Raw genomic sequence first — 16,694 nt, 5'->3', positions numbered from 1 at the left:
GAACGCCGGGTGAACAGCGCCCCGTTCCGGTCCGCCACCGTCCGCCCCGGGCGGTGGTTCAGCGGCTGCCGTCCAGCAGGACCCGGGCGATCAGCGCGGGGTCGTCGTTCATCGGGCAGTGCCCGCAGCCGGGCAGCCGGACCAGCCGGGCATGCGGGATGAGCTGCTTGGCCCGGACGCCCTGACGGCGCACGAGGATACGGTCCCGGGTGCCCCAGGCCACCGTGACCGGCAGGCCCGGCAGGGTGTCGGCGAACCGCACGGTGGTGCCCGCGCGCAGGGTCGCCTCGAAGCCGTCGGCTCCCACCAGCGCGAGTGTCTCGGCGACCACCGCCTCCGGCGAACGCAGGCCGGGGCGGGCGTAGATGGTGCTGGTCAGTGCCGTCCGCCCGGCCGCCGTGCGCGCCAGCCGCTCCACCAGCGGCAGCGGGAGCCGTTGCGCGATGCCGCGCATCGCGAGCAGCACCGTGAACGCGTACCGCCGCTCGGCCTCCGTCCAGAAACCGGCCGGCGACAGGGCGGTGACGGACCGTGCGAGACCTCCCCGGCCGAGTTCCAGCGCGAGCAGACCACCCAGCGAGTTGCCGGCGACGTGCGGCCGGTCCAGTTCCAGCGCCTCGAACAGGGAGCCGAGCACGGTGTGGGTGGTGGCCAGGTCGTAGGCCAGCCCGTCGGGCAGGGCGGGGGAGGCGCCGAAACCCGGCAGGTCGACGGCGATGACGTCGCGCTCGGTGGCGAGGATGTCCACGACCGGGTCCCAGGCCTGCCGGTGGTGGCCGATGCCGTGCAGCAGGACCAGCGGCTCGCCGCGGCCCACGCGCGCGTAGGACACGGTCACGTCCCGCGGGCCGTGGAGGGTGGGGACCGGGAAGGAGACGGTGGCGGACATGGGGATGCTCCTCGTCTGGGCTGCTGACGGACGCCGTAGACAGCTTGTCAGCAATAACTACCGGCGGGTAGCCCCCGGAGTCACTCACGGACGCCCCCTGCCCCGGGTGGACACCCGCGGCGTCGGTCGGATGAGATGGGCCCGTGACCGCCGACCTCGCCACCGATGTCTTCGAGCAGCACCGCCCCTTCCTCATGGGCGTCGCCTACCGCATGCTCGGCCGTGTCGCCGACGCCGAGGACGTCGTCCAGGACGCCTGGCTGCGCTGGTACGGGGCCGACCGCACGGACATCCGCGAACCGCGCGCCTACCTGGTGCGCGTCACCACCCGCCTGGCCATCGACCGGCTGCGCCAGGTGCGGTCGCGCGGCGAGGCGTACGTCGGACCGTGGCTGCCCGAGCCCTACCTCACCGACTTCGGGGAGACCGCGCCGGACTCCGCCGACCGCGCCGTGCTCGCCGACACCGTGTCCCTGGCCGTGCTCGTCGTCCTGGAGTCGCTCTCGCCGCTGGAGCGGGCGGTCTTCGTGCTCAGGGAGGCGTTCGGCTACCCGTACGCCGAGATCGCCACGTTGCTCGACCGCGGCGAGGCGGCGGTACGGCAGCTCGCCGGACGCGCCCGCCGGCACGTCGCCGAGCGGCGCCCCCGCTACGACGTCGATCCCGCCCGGCGCCGGGACCTGACCGAACGATTCATCGCCGCCGCCGTGGAGGGCGACCTGGAGGGGCTGATGTCCCTGCTCGCCCCCGACGTCCGGCTGGTCGGCGACAGCGGCGGCAAGGCCAAGGCGCCGGTGCGGATCCTGCACACCGCCGACAAGGTGGGCCGCTTCCTCGTCGCCGTCTCCCGCTCCGGCCCGCCGGGACTCGATCTCCGGCTCCTGGAGACGAACGCCGGCCCCGCCGTGCTCGTCCTCGACGGCCACCGGCCCGACACCCTCTTCCAGCTGGACATCGCCGACGGCCGGATCGCGGCCGTCTACATCGTCCGCAACCCGGACAAGCTACGCACCTTCGCCGCCCGCTGAACCGGCCCACCCGCGAGCCCCCGCCCCACGGCGGGGGCTTCGCCATGTCGTCGTGACACCGCCGTACGACGGGAGGTTTGCCGCGATGTCACACGGACCGTCGGGCGCGAACGGCTCATGAACGCTGCGCGGCGGGTCCGTCACGGATTGCCCACCGGACCGAGGATTGGTCTTGACCAAGGGTGGCGGCAGCCCTATGGTCGCAGATAAGTGCAACAACCTTTAATAAACAAGGGCGCTAAAAGCCGCCGGATCACGGCTCTTGCGGAGGACAGGGTGGGGACCACGCAGCTGGAATCGGTACCGGAACCGAAGTACTGGCATCTCAGGACCGTGCTCACCGAGGCACTCGACTCCGAGTTCTCGGTCGGCGAGATCCTGCCCAACGAGCGTGACCTCGCGGCCCGCTTCGGCGTCGCCCGCGCGACGCTCCGTCAAGCCCTGGAACAGCTGGAACTGGAAGGCCGGCTCCAGCGCCGCCGCGGCGTGGGCACGACCGTCGCGCCCCCGCGCATGGGCGTGGCCGTCGGCACCGAACAGCACAGCTGGCCGGGTACCGCCGGGGACGACTGGCAGCCCCTCGACAGCGTCCAGGCCCCGCCGCCCGCCGCCGTCGCCGCGGCCCTGGAGACGGGACCGGACGAGGCGGTCCACACCGTCCGCCGCTCCCGCATGTCCAACGGCCAGCAGGTCGCCACCGAGCTGCTCCACATCCCGGCGGCCTCCCTGCCCGACCTCACCGCGATCGACGCCCCGTCCGGCGCGGCACGCGCGCGGGCCGTCCTGCGCGAGCTTCAGCACCTGCCGCTGGAGGGCAAGGACCGCGCCGTCGAGCTGGGTTCCGCACGCGCGGAGGACGCCCGGGAACTCGACCGGCTCCCCGGCTCACCCGTCCTCGTCGTCACCACCCGCTTCTTCGCCCAGGGCCGCACCGCCGCCCTGTCGGTCGCGACCTACCGCGCCGACACCTGCCGGCTGACCTTCGGCGACTCGGCCGGCGTGGAGATACACCACGACCCGGAACGCCAAGCGTCCTGACCCCCGCCCCACCGCAGCAGGCGCGTCACCACGGCGGTCGGCCAGAGTGGCACGGCTGCCGTGCGACCCCGGCGGGCGGTTCGAGAGACGGCCGTCGCCCGCCGCCGCCCGGCGTCAGGGGGTCAGACCGGCGCCGTAGCGGCCTCGCCGCCGTAGACGGTCGGTCATGGCGGTACGGCTGCCGTGCCACTGCCCCCGGCGACCGTGCCTCCCGGCCGCCGGCCGGGGGCACGCCTACTGGCATCGAGTGCCGGAACACCGCGCCGGGCGCCTCCCGCTGTCGGCCAACGACGCCCGGGCGCCGGTGATCCGGCGCCCGGCGCCGTAGCGGTACGGCTCCCGGTCCGGTTCCTCCGGACGACCGTGCCCCAGCCGGCGGTCGGCCGGGCGCGCCTGCCGGTGTCCAGCGTCCCCACGGCCGGACGCCGCGCCGGACGCCTTTCGTCGCCGCAAGCGCGGCCGTTGGCCGACGGCTCCGAGCGCCGAGGGTCCCGCACCCTGCGTAGTGGCGGTCCGTTGTTGTGCCCCTGCCCCTGCCCCCGTCCGTGACCGGGCCACCGTGTTCGGCGCCTTCAGCCGCCGCCCCCGGCATCCGGGCCGTCGATTCCGGCCGTCGGTCAACGGCGTCCGGCGTTACCGTCGGGCCCCGCGGGCAGCCGGCGGTCGGCCGGGGCGCGCCGCCGTTGTCCAGGGTCCCCCGGCCGCACGACGGCACCCGTGCCCGGCGGCTCCAGTTGCCGTCGTGCGGCCGGGGGCAACGACACCCGGCGTCGCGGGGACGCCCCGCGTCACTGCACCCCTCGGTCGGTCATGGGCGGTGGCTTCGAGTCGCCGGTTCGGTCAGCGGCGGGCCGTCACCGTGGCGTCGACCGCGAAGAGCTGCTCCTCGACGTGGTCGAGAGCCAGGCGCAGTGCGCCGGTGGCGACGGCCGCCTCCCCGAGCAGGGACAGGGTGACCTGAGGCGGACGCAGGCAGTAACGGGCCAGTTCGCGGCGCAGGGGTTCCAGGACGCCGTCCAGGCCGGCCGCCCAGCCACCGATCACGACCAGTTCGGGATCGAGCGCCAGCACCAGCGCGGCCACGTCGTGCACGAGCCGTTGGATGAACCGTTCGACGGCCGCCCGCGCCCGCTGGTCGCCCTCGCGGGCCAGTGCGAACACCTCGGCGACGGCCTGCTCGTCCAGCGGGTGCAGGGGCTCGTCGGTGGTGGACAGCAGCGTCTCCGGCGTCGCCTCCCGGCCCAGCAGGTGCAGCGCGCCGATCTCGCCGGCGGCCCCGCCGTACCCCCGGTGCAGCCGCCCCCCGATCAGCGCGCCCGCCCCGGGGCTCAGTCCGGCCAGTACGAACACCACGTCGTCGGTCTCGCTCGCCGCGCCCTTCCAGTGTTCGGCGACGGCCGCCGCGTTGGCGTCGTTCTCCACCAGCACCGGGCACTTGAAGGACCGGCTCAGTCGCTCGCCGAGCCTCAGGCCGGTCCACTGCGGCAGCGCCGTGCTCAGCCGTACCGTGCCGTCCGCGTCCACGATGCCCGGCGTGCCCACGCCCACCGCCCGCAGCGAACCGCGGGCGACACCGGCCCGGCGCAGCAGTTCGGCGACCGCCCCGCGCAACCGGTCGAGCCGCTCGTCGGCCGGGGCCGTCTCGTCGACGTCCTTGGCCTGCGCCCCCAGCACCCGCCCGTCCAGCGCGGACAGCACGGCGGCGACCCGGTGCGGCCCGATCTCCAGGCCCAGCAGGTATCCCGCCTCGGCCCGGAACCGGAACCGGCGGGCGGGCCGGCCCTGTCGGCGCGCACCGCCCTCGTCGGCCGCCGCCTCCACGACGAGACCACCCTCGATGAGCCCTTCGACGACACCCTCGACGGTCGGCCGGGACAGCCCGGTGACGCGGGTGATCTCGGTGAGCGTCGCGCAGTCCGTCGCCCGCAGTGCGTGCAGCACCACCGCGGAATTGATCCTTCGCAGCAGCGAGGGATCGCCGCCGGTCAGCTGACCCACCGTCCGTCCTCCCAGCTCGCGGCCGTGTTGGCCGGATCGTACTCGGCCCGGACCGCCCCGGCGAGTGTCCGCTTCCGCCCACTGAGGGCACCACCCGCTCACCCGGGCTCCACGAAGCCCGACTCGTAGGCCGCGATCACCGCCTGGGTGCGGTCGCGCGCCCCCAGCTTGGCCAGGACGGCACTGACGTGTGACTTCACCGTCTCGGTACCCACGAACAGCCGTGCGGCGATCTCCGCGTTCGACAGGCCCCCGGCCATCAGCCGCAGCACCTCCGCCTCCCGCTCGGTCAGCCGGGCCCGTTCCAGCGCGGCCCGCGCCGGACCCCGCCCGTCGCCGTACCGGGTCGCGAGGCGCCGTACGGAGGCGGGGAACAGCAGTGACCCGCCCTCCGCCACCAGCCGTACCGCGTGCACGATCTCCGCCGGCCGGGCCCGCTTCAGCAGGAAGCCGTCGGCGCCCGCGCGCAGCGCCTCGTACACGTACTCGTCGTCCTCGAACGTGGTCACCACGAGGATCTTCGGCGGCTCGGCAACCGTGCGCAGCACCGCGCGCGTGGCCTCGATCCCGTCCAGCAGCGGCATCCGCACGTCCATCGCGACCACGTCCGGCCGCAGCTGCCGTACCAGGGGGACGACCGCCGCGCCGTCGGCCGCCTCGCCCACCACCTCGATGTCGGGCTGCGCCGTCAGCACGGCCCGCAGACCCGCGCGGACCAGTGGTTCGTCGTCGACGAGGAGAACGGTGACCGGCATCCGGCCAGCGTAGATCAGCCGAGCGGCAGCTCCGCGCGCACCTGCCAACTGGGACGGCAGCCTCCGTGGAGCGGGCTCGCGGTGACCGCCCTGTGGACGGCGGCGGCCCTGCTGGCGGGCGGGTGGAGCGTGCGCCGCCGGGACGCCTGACGGCGGGCGGGCACCTGACGGGCCGCCAATTGTCAGTGGTGCCAGCTTTACTGGGGGGCATGGACATCGCGACGTGTCTGGACGTCATCGACCTGCTGTGCGCCCGGGAGTTCCCGGCGGCGCACGGCAGGACGGAGCACGGCGAGAGCGGCCCCGGGTACCACATAGCGGCGCTGCGGACGAGCGGGGACGTCCTCGGCACCGGCGACGGCGACGGCAGCGAGCGGGAGGAGTCGGAGGCGCAGTACGAGGCCGACCGGGACGGCCTGGCCGAGCGGCTCGGCGAGCGCTGGGGGCGGCCGCAGCACCTCAGCCTCTACAGCGTGCTCGACCGGACGGTCTCCGGCGAGGACATCGCCGAGCCCTGGGCCGGGCTCAGCGCTCACGTCCCCGACATCCAGTTGTGGCGGGCCCCCCGGACGGACCGCTGGGTCGCCCTCGGGGTGTCCCGGTGGGACAGGGACCTGCCTTGTCAGCTGCTCGGGATAGTGACGGAGACCGACCCGCCGTGACCGGCCGCGTCCGCCGCCTCGCGCAGCCGGGCGAACTCCTCCGCCATCGTGGCCGCCGTCCAGTGCGCGTTCAGCCCGCTGGGGTTGGGCAGCACCCACACCCGGGTGCCCCCGATCGTGCGCTCCTGCGGGCCCACCCGGGCGGTACGGTCACCGAACGCGGCCCGGTAGGCGGTCACCCCGACCACGGCCAGCCAGCCCGGGCTCAGCCGCGTCACCTTCTCGGTCAGCAGCCGCCCGCCCTCGGCGTACTCCTCGGCGGTCAGTTCGTCCGCCCGGGCTGTCGCCCGCGCCACCATGTTGGTGATCCCGAGCCCGTACGACAGCAGCTCACCCTGCTCGGCCGGCTTCAGCAGCCGGGGCGTGAACCCGGACAGGTGCAGCACCGGCCAGAACCGGTTGCCGGGCCGGGCGAAGTGGTGGCCGGTCGCCGCCGTCATCAAGCCCGGGTTGATGCCGCAGAAGAGCACCCGCAGACCGTCCGCGACCAGGTCCGGGACGAGCCGGTCGCGGGCGGCCTCCAGTTCCGCCTGGGTGAGGCGGGGAGTGCGGGGCGGGCGGGGTACGGCGGTCAGAGGATCGCTCCGGGAGCGTATCCGGCGGCCTCCGGGTACCGCTTCATCAGTTCCTCGATCCGGCCGGCCAGCACGGCGACCTGGTCGGCGGCGGCACCGGTGAAGGACAGCTTGTCGGCCATCAGCGCGGCCAGCTGCTCCCGGTCGAGCGGCAGCCGCTCGTCCGCCGCGAGCTTGTCCAGCAGGTCGTTGCGGTCCGCGCCCTGCTCACGCATCGCGAGCGCGGTGGCCACCGCGTTCTCCTTGATGGCCTCGTGGGCGACCTCGCGGCCGACACCGGCCCGCACCGCGCCCATGAGCACCTTGGTGGTGGCCAGGAACGGGAGGTAGCGGTCCAGCTCACGGGCGACGACGGCCGGGAAGGCGCCGAACTCGTCGAGGACCGTCAGGAAGGTCTCCAGCAGGCCGTCCAGCGCGAAGAAGGCGTCCGGCAGCGCGACCCGGCGCACCACCGAGCAGGACACGTCGCCCTCGTTCCACTGGTCGCCCGCCAGCTCGCCCGTCATCGAGGCGTAGCCGCGCAGCACGACCATCAGGCCGTTGACGCGCTCGCAGGAGCGGGTGTTCATCTTGTGGGGCATCGCCGACGAGCCGACCTGACCCGGCTTGAAGCCCTCGGTGACCAGCTCGTGCCCGGCCATCAGCCGCACCGTCTTGGCCAGCGAGGACGGTGCCGCCGCGAGCTGCACCAGCGCGGTGACGACCTCGTAGTCCAGCGAGCGCGGGTAGACCTGGCCGACCGAGGTGAAGGCCTGCGAGAAACCGAGGTGCCGGGCGATCCGGGTCTCCAGCTCGGCGAGCTTGCCGGCGTCACCGCCCAGCAGGTCCAGCATGTCCTGCGCGGTGCCGACCGGGCCCTTGATGCCGCGCAGCGGGTAGCGGGCCAGCAGTTCCTCCACCCGCCCGTGGGCCACCAGCAGCTCGTCGGCGGCGGTCGCGAACCGCTTGCCCAGGGTGGTGGCCTGCGCGGCCACGTTGTGGGAGCGGCCGGCCATGACCAGCTGGGCGTACTCACCGGCCAGCTTGCCCAGGCGGGCCAGCACGGCCACCGTACGATCGCGCATCAGCTCCAGCGAGAGCCGGATCTGCAACTGCTCGACGTTCTCGGTCAGGTCGCGGGAGGTCATGCCCTTGTGCACGTGCTCGTGGCCGGCGAGGTCGTTGAACTCCTCGATCCGCGCCTTCACGTCGTGCCGGGTGACCTTCTCGCGCTCGGCGATCGAGGCCAGGTCGACGGTGTCGAGGACACGCTCGTAGTCGGCGATCGCCTCGTCCGGCACCTCGATGCCGAGGTCCTTCTGGGCCCGCAGCACGGCGAGCCAGAGCTGCCGCTCCAGTCTCACCTTCTGCTCGGGCGACCAGAGCGTGGCGAGCTGGGCGGAGGCGTAGCGTCCGGCGAGGACGTTCGGGATGCGGGGCTTGGCGGGCGCAGAAGTCACGTGTCCAGAGTCTACTGGCGGTTCGTGCAGGCCAGCGCCATGGGGGTGTTCGGCGGAAGCTACGAGACCCGCGTCACTCCCGGTCCGCCGCCCGGCGGGCCGCTACGCCTGTCCCTCGTACGGCAGCAGCTCGGCGCGCTTGGGCGGGCGGCCGTCGCCCGACGAGCGGCCGGTCAGACGGCGACCTATCCACGGGAGCAGGTGCTGCCGGGCGAACCGGGCGTCGGTGATCCTGCGGGACACCCAGCCCGGCGGCGCGGTCGGCGCCATCGGGACGTGCCACTCGGCGTCCTCGGCCTCGTGGCCGAGCGTCTGCCACACCGCCTCGGCGACCCGGCGGTGGCCCTCCGCCGTCAGGTGCAGCCGGTCCACGTCCCACATCCGGGGGTCGGCCAGCGCGGGTGCCCCGTACAGGTCGACCACCACGGCGCCGTGCTTGTCCCCCAGCTCCTCCACGTAGGCGAACAGCTCCTCCATGCGCGGGCGGAACCGTTCCAGCACCGGGCCACGGCGGCCGGGGCTGCGCATCAGCACCAGTTGCTCGCAGGCGGGCGCCAGTCGCTCCACGGCCTCGGTGAGCAGGTCCCGGACCCGGTTCATGTCGCACTTGGGGCGCAGGGTGTCGTTGAGCCCGCCGACCAGGGTGATGACGTCCGGCCTCATGGCCACGGCCGCCGGTACCTGCTCGTCGACGATCTGCTTGATCAGTTTCCCGCGCACGGCGAGGTTGGCGTACCGGAACCCCGGGGTGTGGGCGGCCATCCGCGCGGCGAGCAGGTCGGCCCAGCCCCGGTAGGAGCCGTCGGGCAACAGGTCCGACATGCCCTCGGTGAACGAGTCACCGACGGCGACCAGGCTGGTGTAGTGGGGAGGAGTGGGATTCGTCTGCATGGCGACAGAGATGCTATCCCGCGCCCATACCTGCCGGTCGGTCGGCCCATCTCTTCCACCTGGGGCGGCCCGGCGCCGCCCCCTACGGGCACTCCCATCCGCCCCACCATCGCCCTTCGGACGACCCAGTTCGCCGGTCGGTCGACCCGCGCCACTCAGCGCGGGCAGCCTTGTCCACGGTCGGTCGGCACCCGGTCGGTCGGCTCCCCGTCCCCGGGCCACCCCGTTCGCCCAACGGCCTCGGCCGGTGGGCTCGCTACAGCCTTCGGGTCCCGGTCGGGCGGCCCGCTTCGTGCTCCGGGACGGCACCGCCCGCCGGTGGGCCGCTCCGTGCCGGTCCCGGTGGATGCCTCTGCTCGCCGGTCGGCCGACCTCACGGTCACGGGCGGTTCCGTCCGACCGGCGGGTTGAGGCATCGGGCCCAGGGGCCGCTCGGCGCGCCGGCCTCCGGTCCCGGCCGAGATGGTGGTCGCCCCCGTCCACCGGCCGGTGGGATCACCGCGCCCCCGGGCCCCGGTCAGCCAGCCCAGGCACCCAGGTCGCCCCACCCGTCGGACGCCCCGCGCCGGCCCGTGCGGTCACCCGCGTCCACCGAGCGGGCGGCCCCACGGTCCCCGGAGCGGCCTCAGCACACCCGTACCACCACGGTCCCTGCGGTGGCCCCAGCGCACCCGTCGGCCGCCCGGCCCCCTGGACCGACCGCGTCCACCGACCGACCGCGTCCACCGACCGACCGCGTCCACCGACCGACCGCGTCCACCGACCGACCACGTCCACCGGTAGGCGCGGGTGGGGTCAGGTCTGGGCCGGTTGGCCGAAGAGTTGGCGCAGTACGTCCTCCATGGTCACGAGTCCGGCCAGCCGGCCGTCGTCGCCGAGCACGGCGGCGACGTGCGTACGGCTGCGCCGCATCGCGGTGAGCACGTCGTCGAGCGGCGTCCGCTCCCGTACGCGCGCGATGGACCGCATGTCGCCCAGCCCGAACGGCAGGTCCCGTGGTGTCGCGTCCAGGGCGTCCTTCACGTGCAGGTAGCCCACGATCCGGCGGCCCGCGTCGACCACCGGGAAGCGGGAGAAGCCCGACTCGGCGGACAGCCGTTCCAACTGCTCCGGGGTGACGCCCACACGCGCGTAGACGACCCGTGCCAGCGGTACGACGACGTCCCGTACCGGGCGGCTGCCCAGCTCCAGGGCGTCGTGCAGCCGTTCCTGCGCCCGGTCGTCGATCAGGCCCGCCTCGCTGGCGTCCTTGACGATCTCCGCCAGTTCGGAGTCGGTGAAGGTCGCCGCGACCTCGCCCTTCGCCTCCACCCGGAGCAGCTTCAGCAGACCGTTGGCGAAGGTGTTGACGGTGAAGATCACCGGCCGGAGCGCCCGGGACAGCGCGACCAGGGGAGGGCCGAGGGCCAGCGCGCTGCGCACCGGTTCGGCGAGGGCGATGTTCTTGGGGACCATCTCGCCGAGCAGCATGTGCAGGTAGGTCGCCAGGGACAGCGCGATCACGAAGGACACGGCGTGTCCGACGCCGGTCGGCACGCCGACGGCGTGGAACACCGGCTCCAGCAGGTGCGCGATCGCCGGCTCGGCGACCACGCCCAGCACCAGCGTGCACAGCGTGATGCCGAGCTGGGTGGCGGCCAGCAGGGCCGACACGTGCTCCAGTCCCCACAGCACGCTCCGCGCCCGGCGGTCGCCCTCCTGGGCCAGCGGCTCGACCTGTGAGCGGCGCACCGAGATGAGCGCGAACTCGGCGCCGACGAAGAAGGCGTTGACGACGAGGGTCGCCAGGCCGATCAGGAGCTGTAGGGCGGTCATCGGGTCCCCTCCGGCCTGTCGTCCAGGCGTGCGCCGGCCCGTGTGCCGGATCCGCCGCCGGGCTCGGTCCACTCGTCGTCCAGGGGCGCGTGCAGCAGCACCCGGGCGGCCCGCCGGCCGGAGGCGTCGGCCACGTCCAGCCGCCAGCCGGCGACGTGCACGCTGTCGCCCGCGGCGGGTATCCGGCCCAGCTCGGTGGCGACCAGGCCGGCCAGCGTCTCGTACGGTCCTTCCGGCAGCCGCAGTCCGACGCGCGCGAGCTGGTCGGCGCGGGCGGCGCCGTCGACCAGGTACAGGGCCCGGCCCTCGTCGTCGGTGCCCGCGGGGGCGAGACCGGACGTCTCGTGCGGGTCGTGTTCGTCCCGTACCTCGCCGACGACCTCCTCGACGATGTCCTCCAGCGTCGCCACACCGGCCGTGCCGCCGTACTCGTCGATGACGACGGCCATGGTGCGCCGGCCGCCGAGCCGGTCCAGCAGCCGGTCGACGGTGAGGGACTCGGGGACCAGCAGCGGCTCGCGCATCACCTGGCCGACCGTGCGGTGGCGCCGCTGGTCCGCGGGGACGGCGAGGACGTCCTTGATGTGGGCGGTGCCGACGACGGAGTCCAGGCCGCCGCGGTAGACCGGGAACCGGGACAGGCCGGTGGCCCGGGTCGCGTTCGCCACGTCCTCGCAGGTGGCCTGGAGGTCCAGGGCGACGACCTGGACGCGCGGCGTCATCACGTTCTCCGCGGTCAGGTCGGCCAGGTTCAGGGTGCGGACGAACAGCTCGGCCGTGTCCGCCTCCAGGAAGCCCTCCTTCGCGGAGTGCCGGGCGAGGGCGGCCAGCTCCTGCGGCCCGCGCGCGGAGGCCAGCTCCTCGGCGGGCTCGACGCCGAAGCGCCGTACGAGCCGGTTGGCGGCGTTGTTGAGGTGGGTGATGAAGGGCCGGAAGGCCGCGCTGAACATGCGCTGCGCGTTCCCCACGCGCAGGGCCACGGCCAGCGGGGAGGAGATCGCCCAGTTCTTCGGCACCAGCTCGCCGACGACCATCAGGAACACCGTGGACAGGGCCGTGCCGAGCACCAGCGCCGCGGAACTCGCCGCGCCGGCGGACAGGCCCATCGCCCGGAACGGCCCGGCGAGCAGTTTCGCGATCGACGGTTCGGCGAGCATGCCGACCACCAGGTTGGTGACGGTGATGCCCAGCTGGGCGCCGGAGAGCTGGAAGGTCAGGTTCCGTACGGCCTTCAGGGCGCCCGCGGCACCACGCTCGCCCCGCCCGGCGGCACGCTCCAGCTCGCCCCGTTCGACCGTGGTCAGCGAGAACTCCGCCGCCACGAAGGCGCCGCAGGCGACCGACAGCAGGATCGCGACCAGGAGGAGGAGCACTTCGGTCATCGGGTCACCCCCGTCCCATGGTCGGACAGGGCAGGGAGGGACGCGCGGTGTCGCGCACGGGGAGGCTCGCCCATGGGCGGAGGCTCACAACCTTTCATGTAGGGCCGAGTGCTCCCACAAGGGTAAAGGATGGGCAAAAATCGTCCGGTGTCGGCGGGGGACCGGCCTCACCGGGGTCCCTCGTCCCGTTCGGCCAGCGGCTTCACCCAGCGCCGCCACTGCTCCTGCGACCCGTATCCCGCGGCCCGCCAGGCGTGGTGGGCGGTCTCGTTGCGGACCAGCACCATGGCGTCCGCGCGGCGGCCCCCGAGCCGCGCGAAGCGCTCCTCGGCGGCGGCCAGCAGCGCCGAGCCGATGCCCCGCCGTCGCCATCCCGGGTGCACCGCGAGCCGGTACAGATGGCACCGCCAGCCGTCGAAGCCGGCGATCACCGTGCCGACCAGCTCTCCGTCCCGCTCGGCGAGGAGGAGCGCTCCGGGGTCGCGGCCGAGCAGCCGCTCCACACCGGCGCGGTCGTCGCTGATGCTCGTCCCCTCGGCGGCCGTCCTCCAGAAGGCCAGGACGGAGTCGAGGTCGTCGGGCAGGGCGGCGCGTACGGAAGGTTCGTTCATCCGGTCATCGTGGGTGCCGCCGTCCGCCCGGGACCGAAGTTTCCATCATGCGGACTGCTTCCGCCGCGCGGCCGGTGCCAGTGCCCCGGCCCGCGGGGTCATTCGTGGGCGATCGCCGCCAGTACGTTCATCCGCGACGCCCGCAGCGCCGGCAGCAGGGCCGCCACGACACCCACCACCGCCGAGCCGACCACCACCGCGACGATCGTGCCCCAGGGGATCGCCAGCGCCGTCAGCCCGCGCAGTGCCAGCACCTGCTGCATGCACACACCCCACACCAGCCCGAGCCCGAGCCCGAGCACCGCTCCGAACACCGCGATGACCACCGACTCCAGCCGGATCATCCGGCGCAGCTGCCGCCGGCCCAGCCCGATCGCCCGCAACAGCCCGATCTCCCGGGTCCGCTCCACCACCGACAGGGCGAGCGTGTTCACCACACCGAGCACGGCGATGACGATCGCGAGCCCCAGCAGCGCGTACACCAGGTACAGCAGGACGGCGATCTGGTTGTGGACCAGGTCCTTGTAGTCGGCCTGGTCGCGCACCTGTACCTGCGGGAACGGCTTGAGCACCCGTTCCAGCCGGGGCCGCAGGTCCGTCGCCGTCGTGCCGGGGGCCGCGTTCACGTAGAGCGCCGCGTCCTGCCCGTTCGGCACGTACCTCCGCAGGGTCCCGAGGCCGAGGAAGACGCCGCCCTCGGTACCGAAGGACTCGGCCGACTGCTGGTCGGTCAGCGCGCCGACGGTCAGCTCCGCCCGCCGGCCGCCGGGGAACTCCACCGGCAGCACGGTCCCGGTCCGCACACCGTGGTCCCGGGCGTAGTCGGCGTCCATGGCGAGGTGCCCGTCGGCCAGGGCCGCCGCCGTACCGCCCCGCGCGTACGTGAGGTGCACGACGTCGTCCAGGCCGGGGCCGTACGCGGCGGCGTTCGTCCGCACCCGCCCGCCGTCCGGCAGCCCTACGGCGACGGGCGCGAGCCGCTGGACCACCACCAGCCCGGCCCCGGGGGCGGCGGCCACCCGGTCCCGGACCGCCCCGGTGAACGGCGTGAAGCCGGAGCCCTGGACCACGAAGTCCGCGCCCAGGGTGCGGTCGATCTGCCGGTCGAACGACGCCGACATCGAGGCGCTCGCCACCGACATGCCGCCGACCAGGGCCAGGCCCACCATCAGGGCCGCGGCGGTGGCACCCGTGCGGCGCGGATTGCGCAGGGCGTTGCGCTGGCTCATCCGGCCGACCGGGCCGAACAGCGCGGGGAAGGCCCCGCCCAGCACCCGGATCACCGGCCGCACCAGCAGCGGCCCGGCGACCACCGTGGCGACGAGCGTCAGTACGACACCGAGCCCCAGCAGCGCGGCCGCCTGCGCGGTCCGCGTGGCCACCGCGCACCCGGCCAGCGCCGCCGCGCCGGCCGCCCCGGTCACCGCCCCGGCGACCGCCCGGCTCCGCAGCGGCCTGCCCGCGCCGGCGACCTCCGCGTCCGCGAGCGCCGCCATCGGCGAGACGGCCGCGGCGCGCCGGGCCGGCAGGTAGGCGGCCACGAAGGTCACGCCGAGCCCCACCCCGTAGGCGGCGACCGGCGTACCCCAGCCGATCACCATCTCGGTGCCCCGCAGGTTCATCCCGACCGCGCTGATCAGCCGGAACAGTCCGAACGCCAGCCCGATCCCGGCGGCGAGACCGAGCGTCGAGCCGAACAGCCCCAGCAGCAGTGCCTCGGTGAGCACCGAGCGCCGCACCTGCCGCCGGTCCGCGCCCAGCGCCCGGAGCAGGCCCAGCTCGCGGGTGCGCTGCGCGATCAGCATGGAGAACGTGTTGACGATGAGGAACACGCCGACGAGCAGGGCGACACCGGCGAAGCCCAGCATCACGTACTTGATCACGTCGAGGAAGGTGCCGAGGTCCGCCGCGGCCGACCTGGCCTGCTCACCGGCGGTCCGCAGGGCGTACGTCCGGGTGTCGATCACCGTGCCGACACGCCGTGCGAGTTCGGCGTCGGGGACCCCGGCGGCCGCGTCCACCGAGATGCCGGTCGCCCGGGCGGACGAGCCGAGCAGTTCCCGGCCGGCCACCGCCGGGTCGAGGTAGAGCCGCGCCGCGCCCGGGTTGGTGGTGGTGAAGGCGGCGATGCCGACGACCCGCACCCGGAAGGTGCCCGGCTGCGCCTGCACCGTCAGGGTGTCCCCGATCCGCACGTGCCGCCGGCCCGCCGTGTCCGCGTCCAGCAGCGCCTCACCGGCACCGTGCGGCGCGTGGCCGGAGGTCAGCCGCACCGGGCTGCGGGGGATCGCGTACCAGGCACCGGCGACGGTGGGAGCGCCGGTGGTCGGGCCGACGGGCTTGTCGTGGCGGTCAACCACCACCACGTTCCGCACCGACACGTCGGCGCGGGCCGCCGCGACACCGGGGACCCCCGCCACCCGGTCCCTCAGCGCGGCCGGCACCGTCTGCACGGCGCCGCTCTCCCGCGCCGAGCGCAGGTCCCCGCGCGGCTGGACCGTCACGTCCGCGGCGGTGGAGGCGAACAGCCGGTCGAACGTGCGGGTGACGGTGTCGGAGAAGATCAGGCTGCCGGCGACGAACGCCACCGACAGCACGACGGCCAGCGCCGACAGCGCCAGCCGCCCCTTGTGCGCGAGGAAGCTCCGCAGGGTCGCCCTGAGCACCGGTCAGCCCTCCGCGGCCGTGCCGCCGGACGGGCTCCCGGTCCCGCAGGGGTCGGCGGCCCGCGGACCTCCCGTGGACAGCACGCGCATCCGCTCCAGGACGTTCTCCGCCGTCGGGTGCGCGGTCCGGTCCACGATCCGCCCGTCGGCGAGGAAGAGCACGAGATCGGAGCGGGCGGCGGCGCTCGGGTCGTGGGTGACCATGACCACCGTCTGCCCGAGGTCGTCCACGGCGCCCCGCAGGAAGCCCAGGACCTCCCGGCCGGCCTGCGAGTCCAGGTTGCCGGTCGGTTCGTCGGCGAAGATCAGCTCGGGGCGGGAGGCCAGCGCTCGCGCGCACGCGACCCGCTGCTGCTGACCGCCCGACAGTTGCGCCGGCCGGTGGGTGAGGCGGTCCCGTAGTCCGAGGGTGTCGATGACCTGGTCCAGCCACCGCGCGTCGGGCTTCCGGCCCGCGATGTCCATCGGCAGGGTGATGTTCTCGGCGGCGGTCAGCGTGGGGATGAGGTTGAACGACTGGAACATGAACCCGATCCGGTCCCGCCGCAGCCGGGTCAGCTCCCGTTCCCTCAGCCCGGTGATCTCGGTGGCACCGAGCCACACCCGGCCGGCCGAGACGGTGTCGAGGCCGGCCAGGCAGTGCATCAGCGTGGACTTCCCCGACCCCGACGGGCCCATCACGGCGGTGAAGCGGCCCCGCGCGATGTCCACGTCCACCGCGTCCAGGGCGAGCACCGCCGTCTCGCCGGAACCGTACGCCTTCGTCAGGCCCCGGGCGCGGGCCGCGACCCCGCCGTCCGGGGCGTGCTGCGCAGCAGGTGTCGACACGAGCGCCTCCCGGTCGCCGAACCGTCCGTTCCGGGCGAGCGTAAGGGACCCGCCGGGACGGCGCAGCGCTTCCGTGCGCCCCTTGCCGCCGCTAGCGCAGCGCCGCTAGCGTCGAGG

14 protein-coding genes are annotated in these 16,694 nt (G+C 74.3%); 3 read left to right on the top strand and 11 right to left on the bottom strand.

All coding sequences use genetic code 11. The features are described 5' to 3' along the window. Positions 1-58 precede the first annotated feature (58 nt). Positions 59-889, bottom strand: a complete 831-nt coding sequence (locus ACIQVT_RS32470) for an alpha/beta fold hydrolase (RefSeq protein WP_403762457.1) — start codon at positions 887-889, stop codon at positions 59-61. 143 nt (positions 890-1,032) lie between these two features. On the opposite strand from ACIQVT_RS32470, the gene ACIQVT_RS32465 reads away from it, so the two are divergent. Both ACIQVT_RS32465 and ACIQVT_RS32460 read left to right on the top strand, forming a co-directional pair. Then, the gene (locus tag ACIQVT_RS32465) at positions 1,033-1,917 is read left to right on the top strand and encodes an RNA polymerase sigma-70 factor (RefSeq protein ID WP_403762454.1); all 885 of its coding nucleotides are present in this window, start codon (positions 1,033-1,035) and stop codon (positions 1,915-1,917) included. A gap of 276 nt (positions 1,918-2,193) precedes the next feature. Beyond that, positions 2,194-2,955, top strand: a complete 762-nt coding sequence (locus ACIQVT_RS32460; protein WP_403762451.1) for a GntR family transcriptional regulator — start codon at positions 2,194-2,196, stop codon at positions 2,953-2,955. Positions 2,956-3,795: 840 nt separating this feature from the next. Here the strand turns inward: ACIQVT_RS32460 and ACIQVT_RS32455 are convergent. Both ACIQVT_RS32455 and ACIQVT_RS32450 read right to left on the bottom strand, forming a co-directional pair. Further along, on the bottom strand, positions 3,796-4,953 hold the full coding sequence (locus tag ACIQVT_RS32455) for an ROK family transcriptional regulator (RefSeq protein WP_403762448.1): 1,158 nt from the start codon (positions 4,951-4,953) through the stop codon (positions 3,796-3,798). 98 nt (positions 4,954-5,051) lie between these two features. Next, positions 5,052-5,708 (bottom strand): response regulator, encoded by a 657-nt coding sequence (locus ACIQVT_RS32450; RefSeq protein WP_403762445.1) that lies wholly within the window; start codon positions 5,706-5,708, stop codon positions 5,052-5,054. Positions 5,709-5,917: 209 nt separating this feature from the next. Between ACIQVT_RS32450 and ACIQVT_RS32445 the strand changes: the two genes are divergently transcribed. Continuing rightward, entirely contained in the window at positions 5,918-6,370 is a 453-nt protein-coding gene (locus ACIQVT_RS32445) for a hypothetical protein (protein WP_403762442.1), read from the top strand. Here the strand turns inward: ACIQVT_RS32445 and mug are convergent. From mug to ACIQVT_RS32405, 8 genes are all read right to left on the bottom strand, one after another. After that, complete coding sequence (mug, locus tag ACIQVT_RS32440; RefSeq protein ID WP_403762711.1) at positions 6,331-6,894, bottom strand: G/U mismatch-specific DNA glycosylase; 564 nt, start codon at positions 6,892-6,894, stop codon at positions 6,331-6,333. The genes ACIQVT_RS32445 and mug overlap by 40 nt on opposite strands. 47 nt (positions 6,895-6,941) lie before the next feature. Continuing rightward, complete coding sequence (purB, locus tag ACIQVT_RS32435) at positions 6,942-8,384, bottom strand: adenylosuccinate lyase (RefSeq protein ID WP_403762438.1); 1,443 nt, start codon at positions 8,382-8,384, stop codon at positions 6,942-6,944. Positions 8,385-8,486: 102 nt separating this feature from the next. Continuing rightward, positions 8,487-9,275, bottom strand: coding sequence for an SGNH/GDSL hydrolase family protein (locus ACIQVT_RS32430; RefSeq protein ID WP_403762435.1), 789 nt, complete (start codon positions 9,273-9,275; stop codon positions 8,487-8,489). A gap of 795 nt (positions 9,276-10,070) precedes the next feature. Beyond that, on the bottom strand, positions 10,071-11,090 hold the full coding sequence (locus ACIQVT_RS32425; RefSeq protein ID WP_403762432.1) for a hemolysin family protein: 1,020 nt from the start codon (positions 11,088-11,090) through the stop codon (positions 10,071-10,073). Next, positions 11,087-12,472, bottom strand: coding sequence for a hemolysin family protein (locus tag ACIQVT_RS32420; RefSeq protein WP_403762429.1), 1,386 nt, complete (start codon positions 12,470-12,472; stop codon positions 11,087-11,089). Before ACIQVT_RS32420 ends, ACIQVT_RS32425 begins: the two co-directional genes overlap by 4 nt. Before the next feature lie 167 nt (positions 12,473-12,639). Then, on the bottom strand, positions 12,640-13,083 hold the full coding sequence (locus tag ACIQVT_RS32415; protein WP_403762426.1) for a GNAT family N-acetyltransferase: 444 nt from the start codon (positions 13,081-13,083) through the stop codon (positions 12,640-12,642). A 98-nt stretch (positions 13,084-13,181) separates the two neighbouring features. Then, positions 13,182-15,749, bottom strand: a complete 2,568-nt coding sequence (locus ACIQVT_RS32410; protein WP_403762423.1) for an ABC transporter permease — start codon at positions 15,747-15,749, stop codon at positions 13,182-13,184. A 3-nt stretch (positions 15,750-15,752) separates the two neighbouring features. Continuing rightward, positions 15,753-16,577, bottom strand: a complete 825-nt coding sequence (locus tag ACIQVT_RS32405) for an ABC transporter ATP-binding protein (RefSeq protein WP_403762420.1) — start codon at positions 16,575-16,577, stop codon at positions 15,753-15,755. Between the last annotated feature and the right edge of the window lie 117 nt (positions 16,578-16,694).

Origin of the sequence: Streptomyces sp. NPDC100445 (genome assembly GCF_044759735.1) — a bacterium.
In the GTDB taxonomy this organism is placed as follows: domain Bacteria; phylum Actinomycetota; class Actinomycetes; order Streptomycetales; family Streptomycetaceae; genus Streptomyces.
The sequence above is the reverse complement of the archived record's forward strand: the minus strand, read 5'-3'. Positions and strand labels throughout refer to the sequence as shown.

Excerpts from the sequence above, each read along its gene's own strand:
- ACIQVT_RS32445 (WP_403762442.1), top strand. The coding sequence starts at position 5,918 with ATGGACATCGCGACGTGTCTGGACGTCATCGACCTGCTGTGCGCCCGG.
- ACIQVT_RS32415 (WP_403762426.1), bottom strand. The coding sequence starts at position 13,083 with ATGAACGAACCTTCCGTACGCGCCGCCCTGCCCGACGACCTCGACTCC.
- ACIQVT_RS32470 (WP_403762457.1), bottom strand. The coding sequence starts at position 889 with ATGTCCGCCACCGTCTCCTTCCCGGTCCCCACCCTCCACGGCCCGCGG.
- ACIQVT_RS32420 (WP_403762429.1), bottom strand. The coding sequence starts at position 12,472 with ATGACCGAAGTGCTCCTCCTCCTGGTCGCGATCCTGCTGTCGGTCGCC.
- ACIQVT_RS32430 (WP_403762435.1), bottom strand. The coding sequence starts at position 9,275 with ATGCAGACGAATCCCACTCCTCCCCACTACACCAGCCTGGTCGCCGTC.
- ACIQVT_RS32450 (WP_403762445.1), bottom strand. The coding sequence starts at position 5,708 with ATGCCGGTCACCGTTCTCCTCGTCGACGACGAACCACTGGTCCGCGCG.
- ACIQVT_RS32425 (WP_403762432.1), bottom strand. The coding sequence starts at position 11,090 with ATGACCGCCCTACAGCTCCTGATCGGCCTGGCGACCCTCGTCGTCAAC.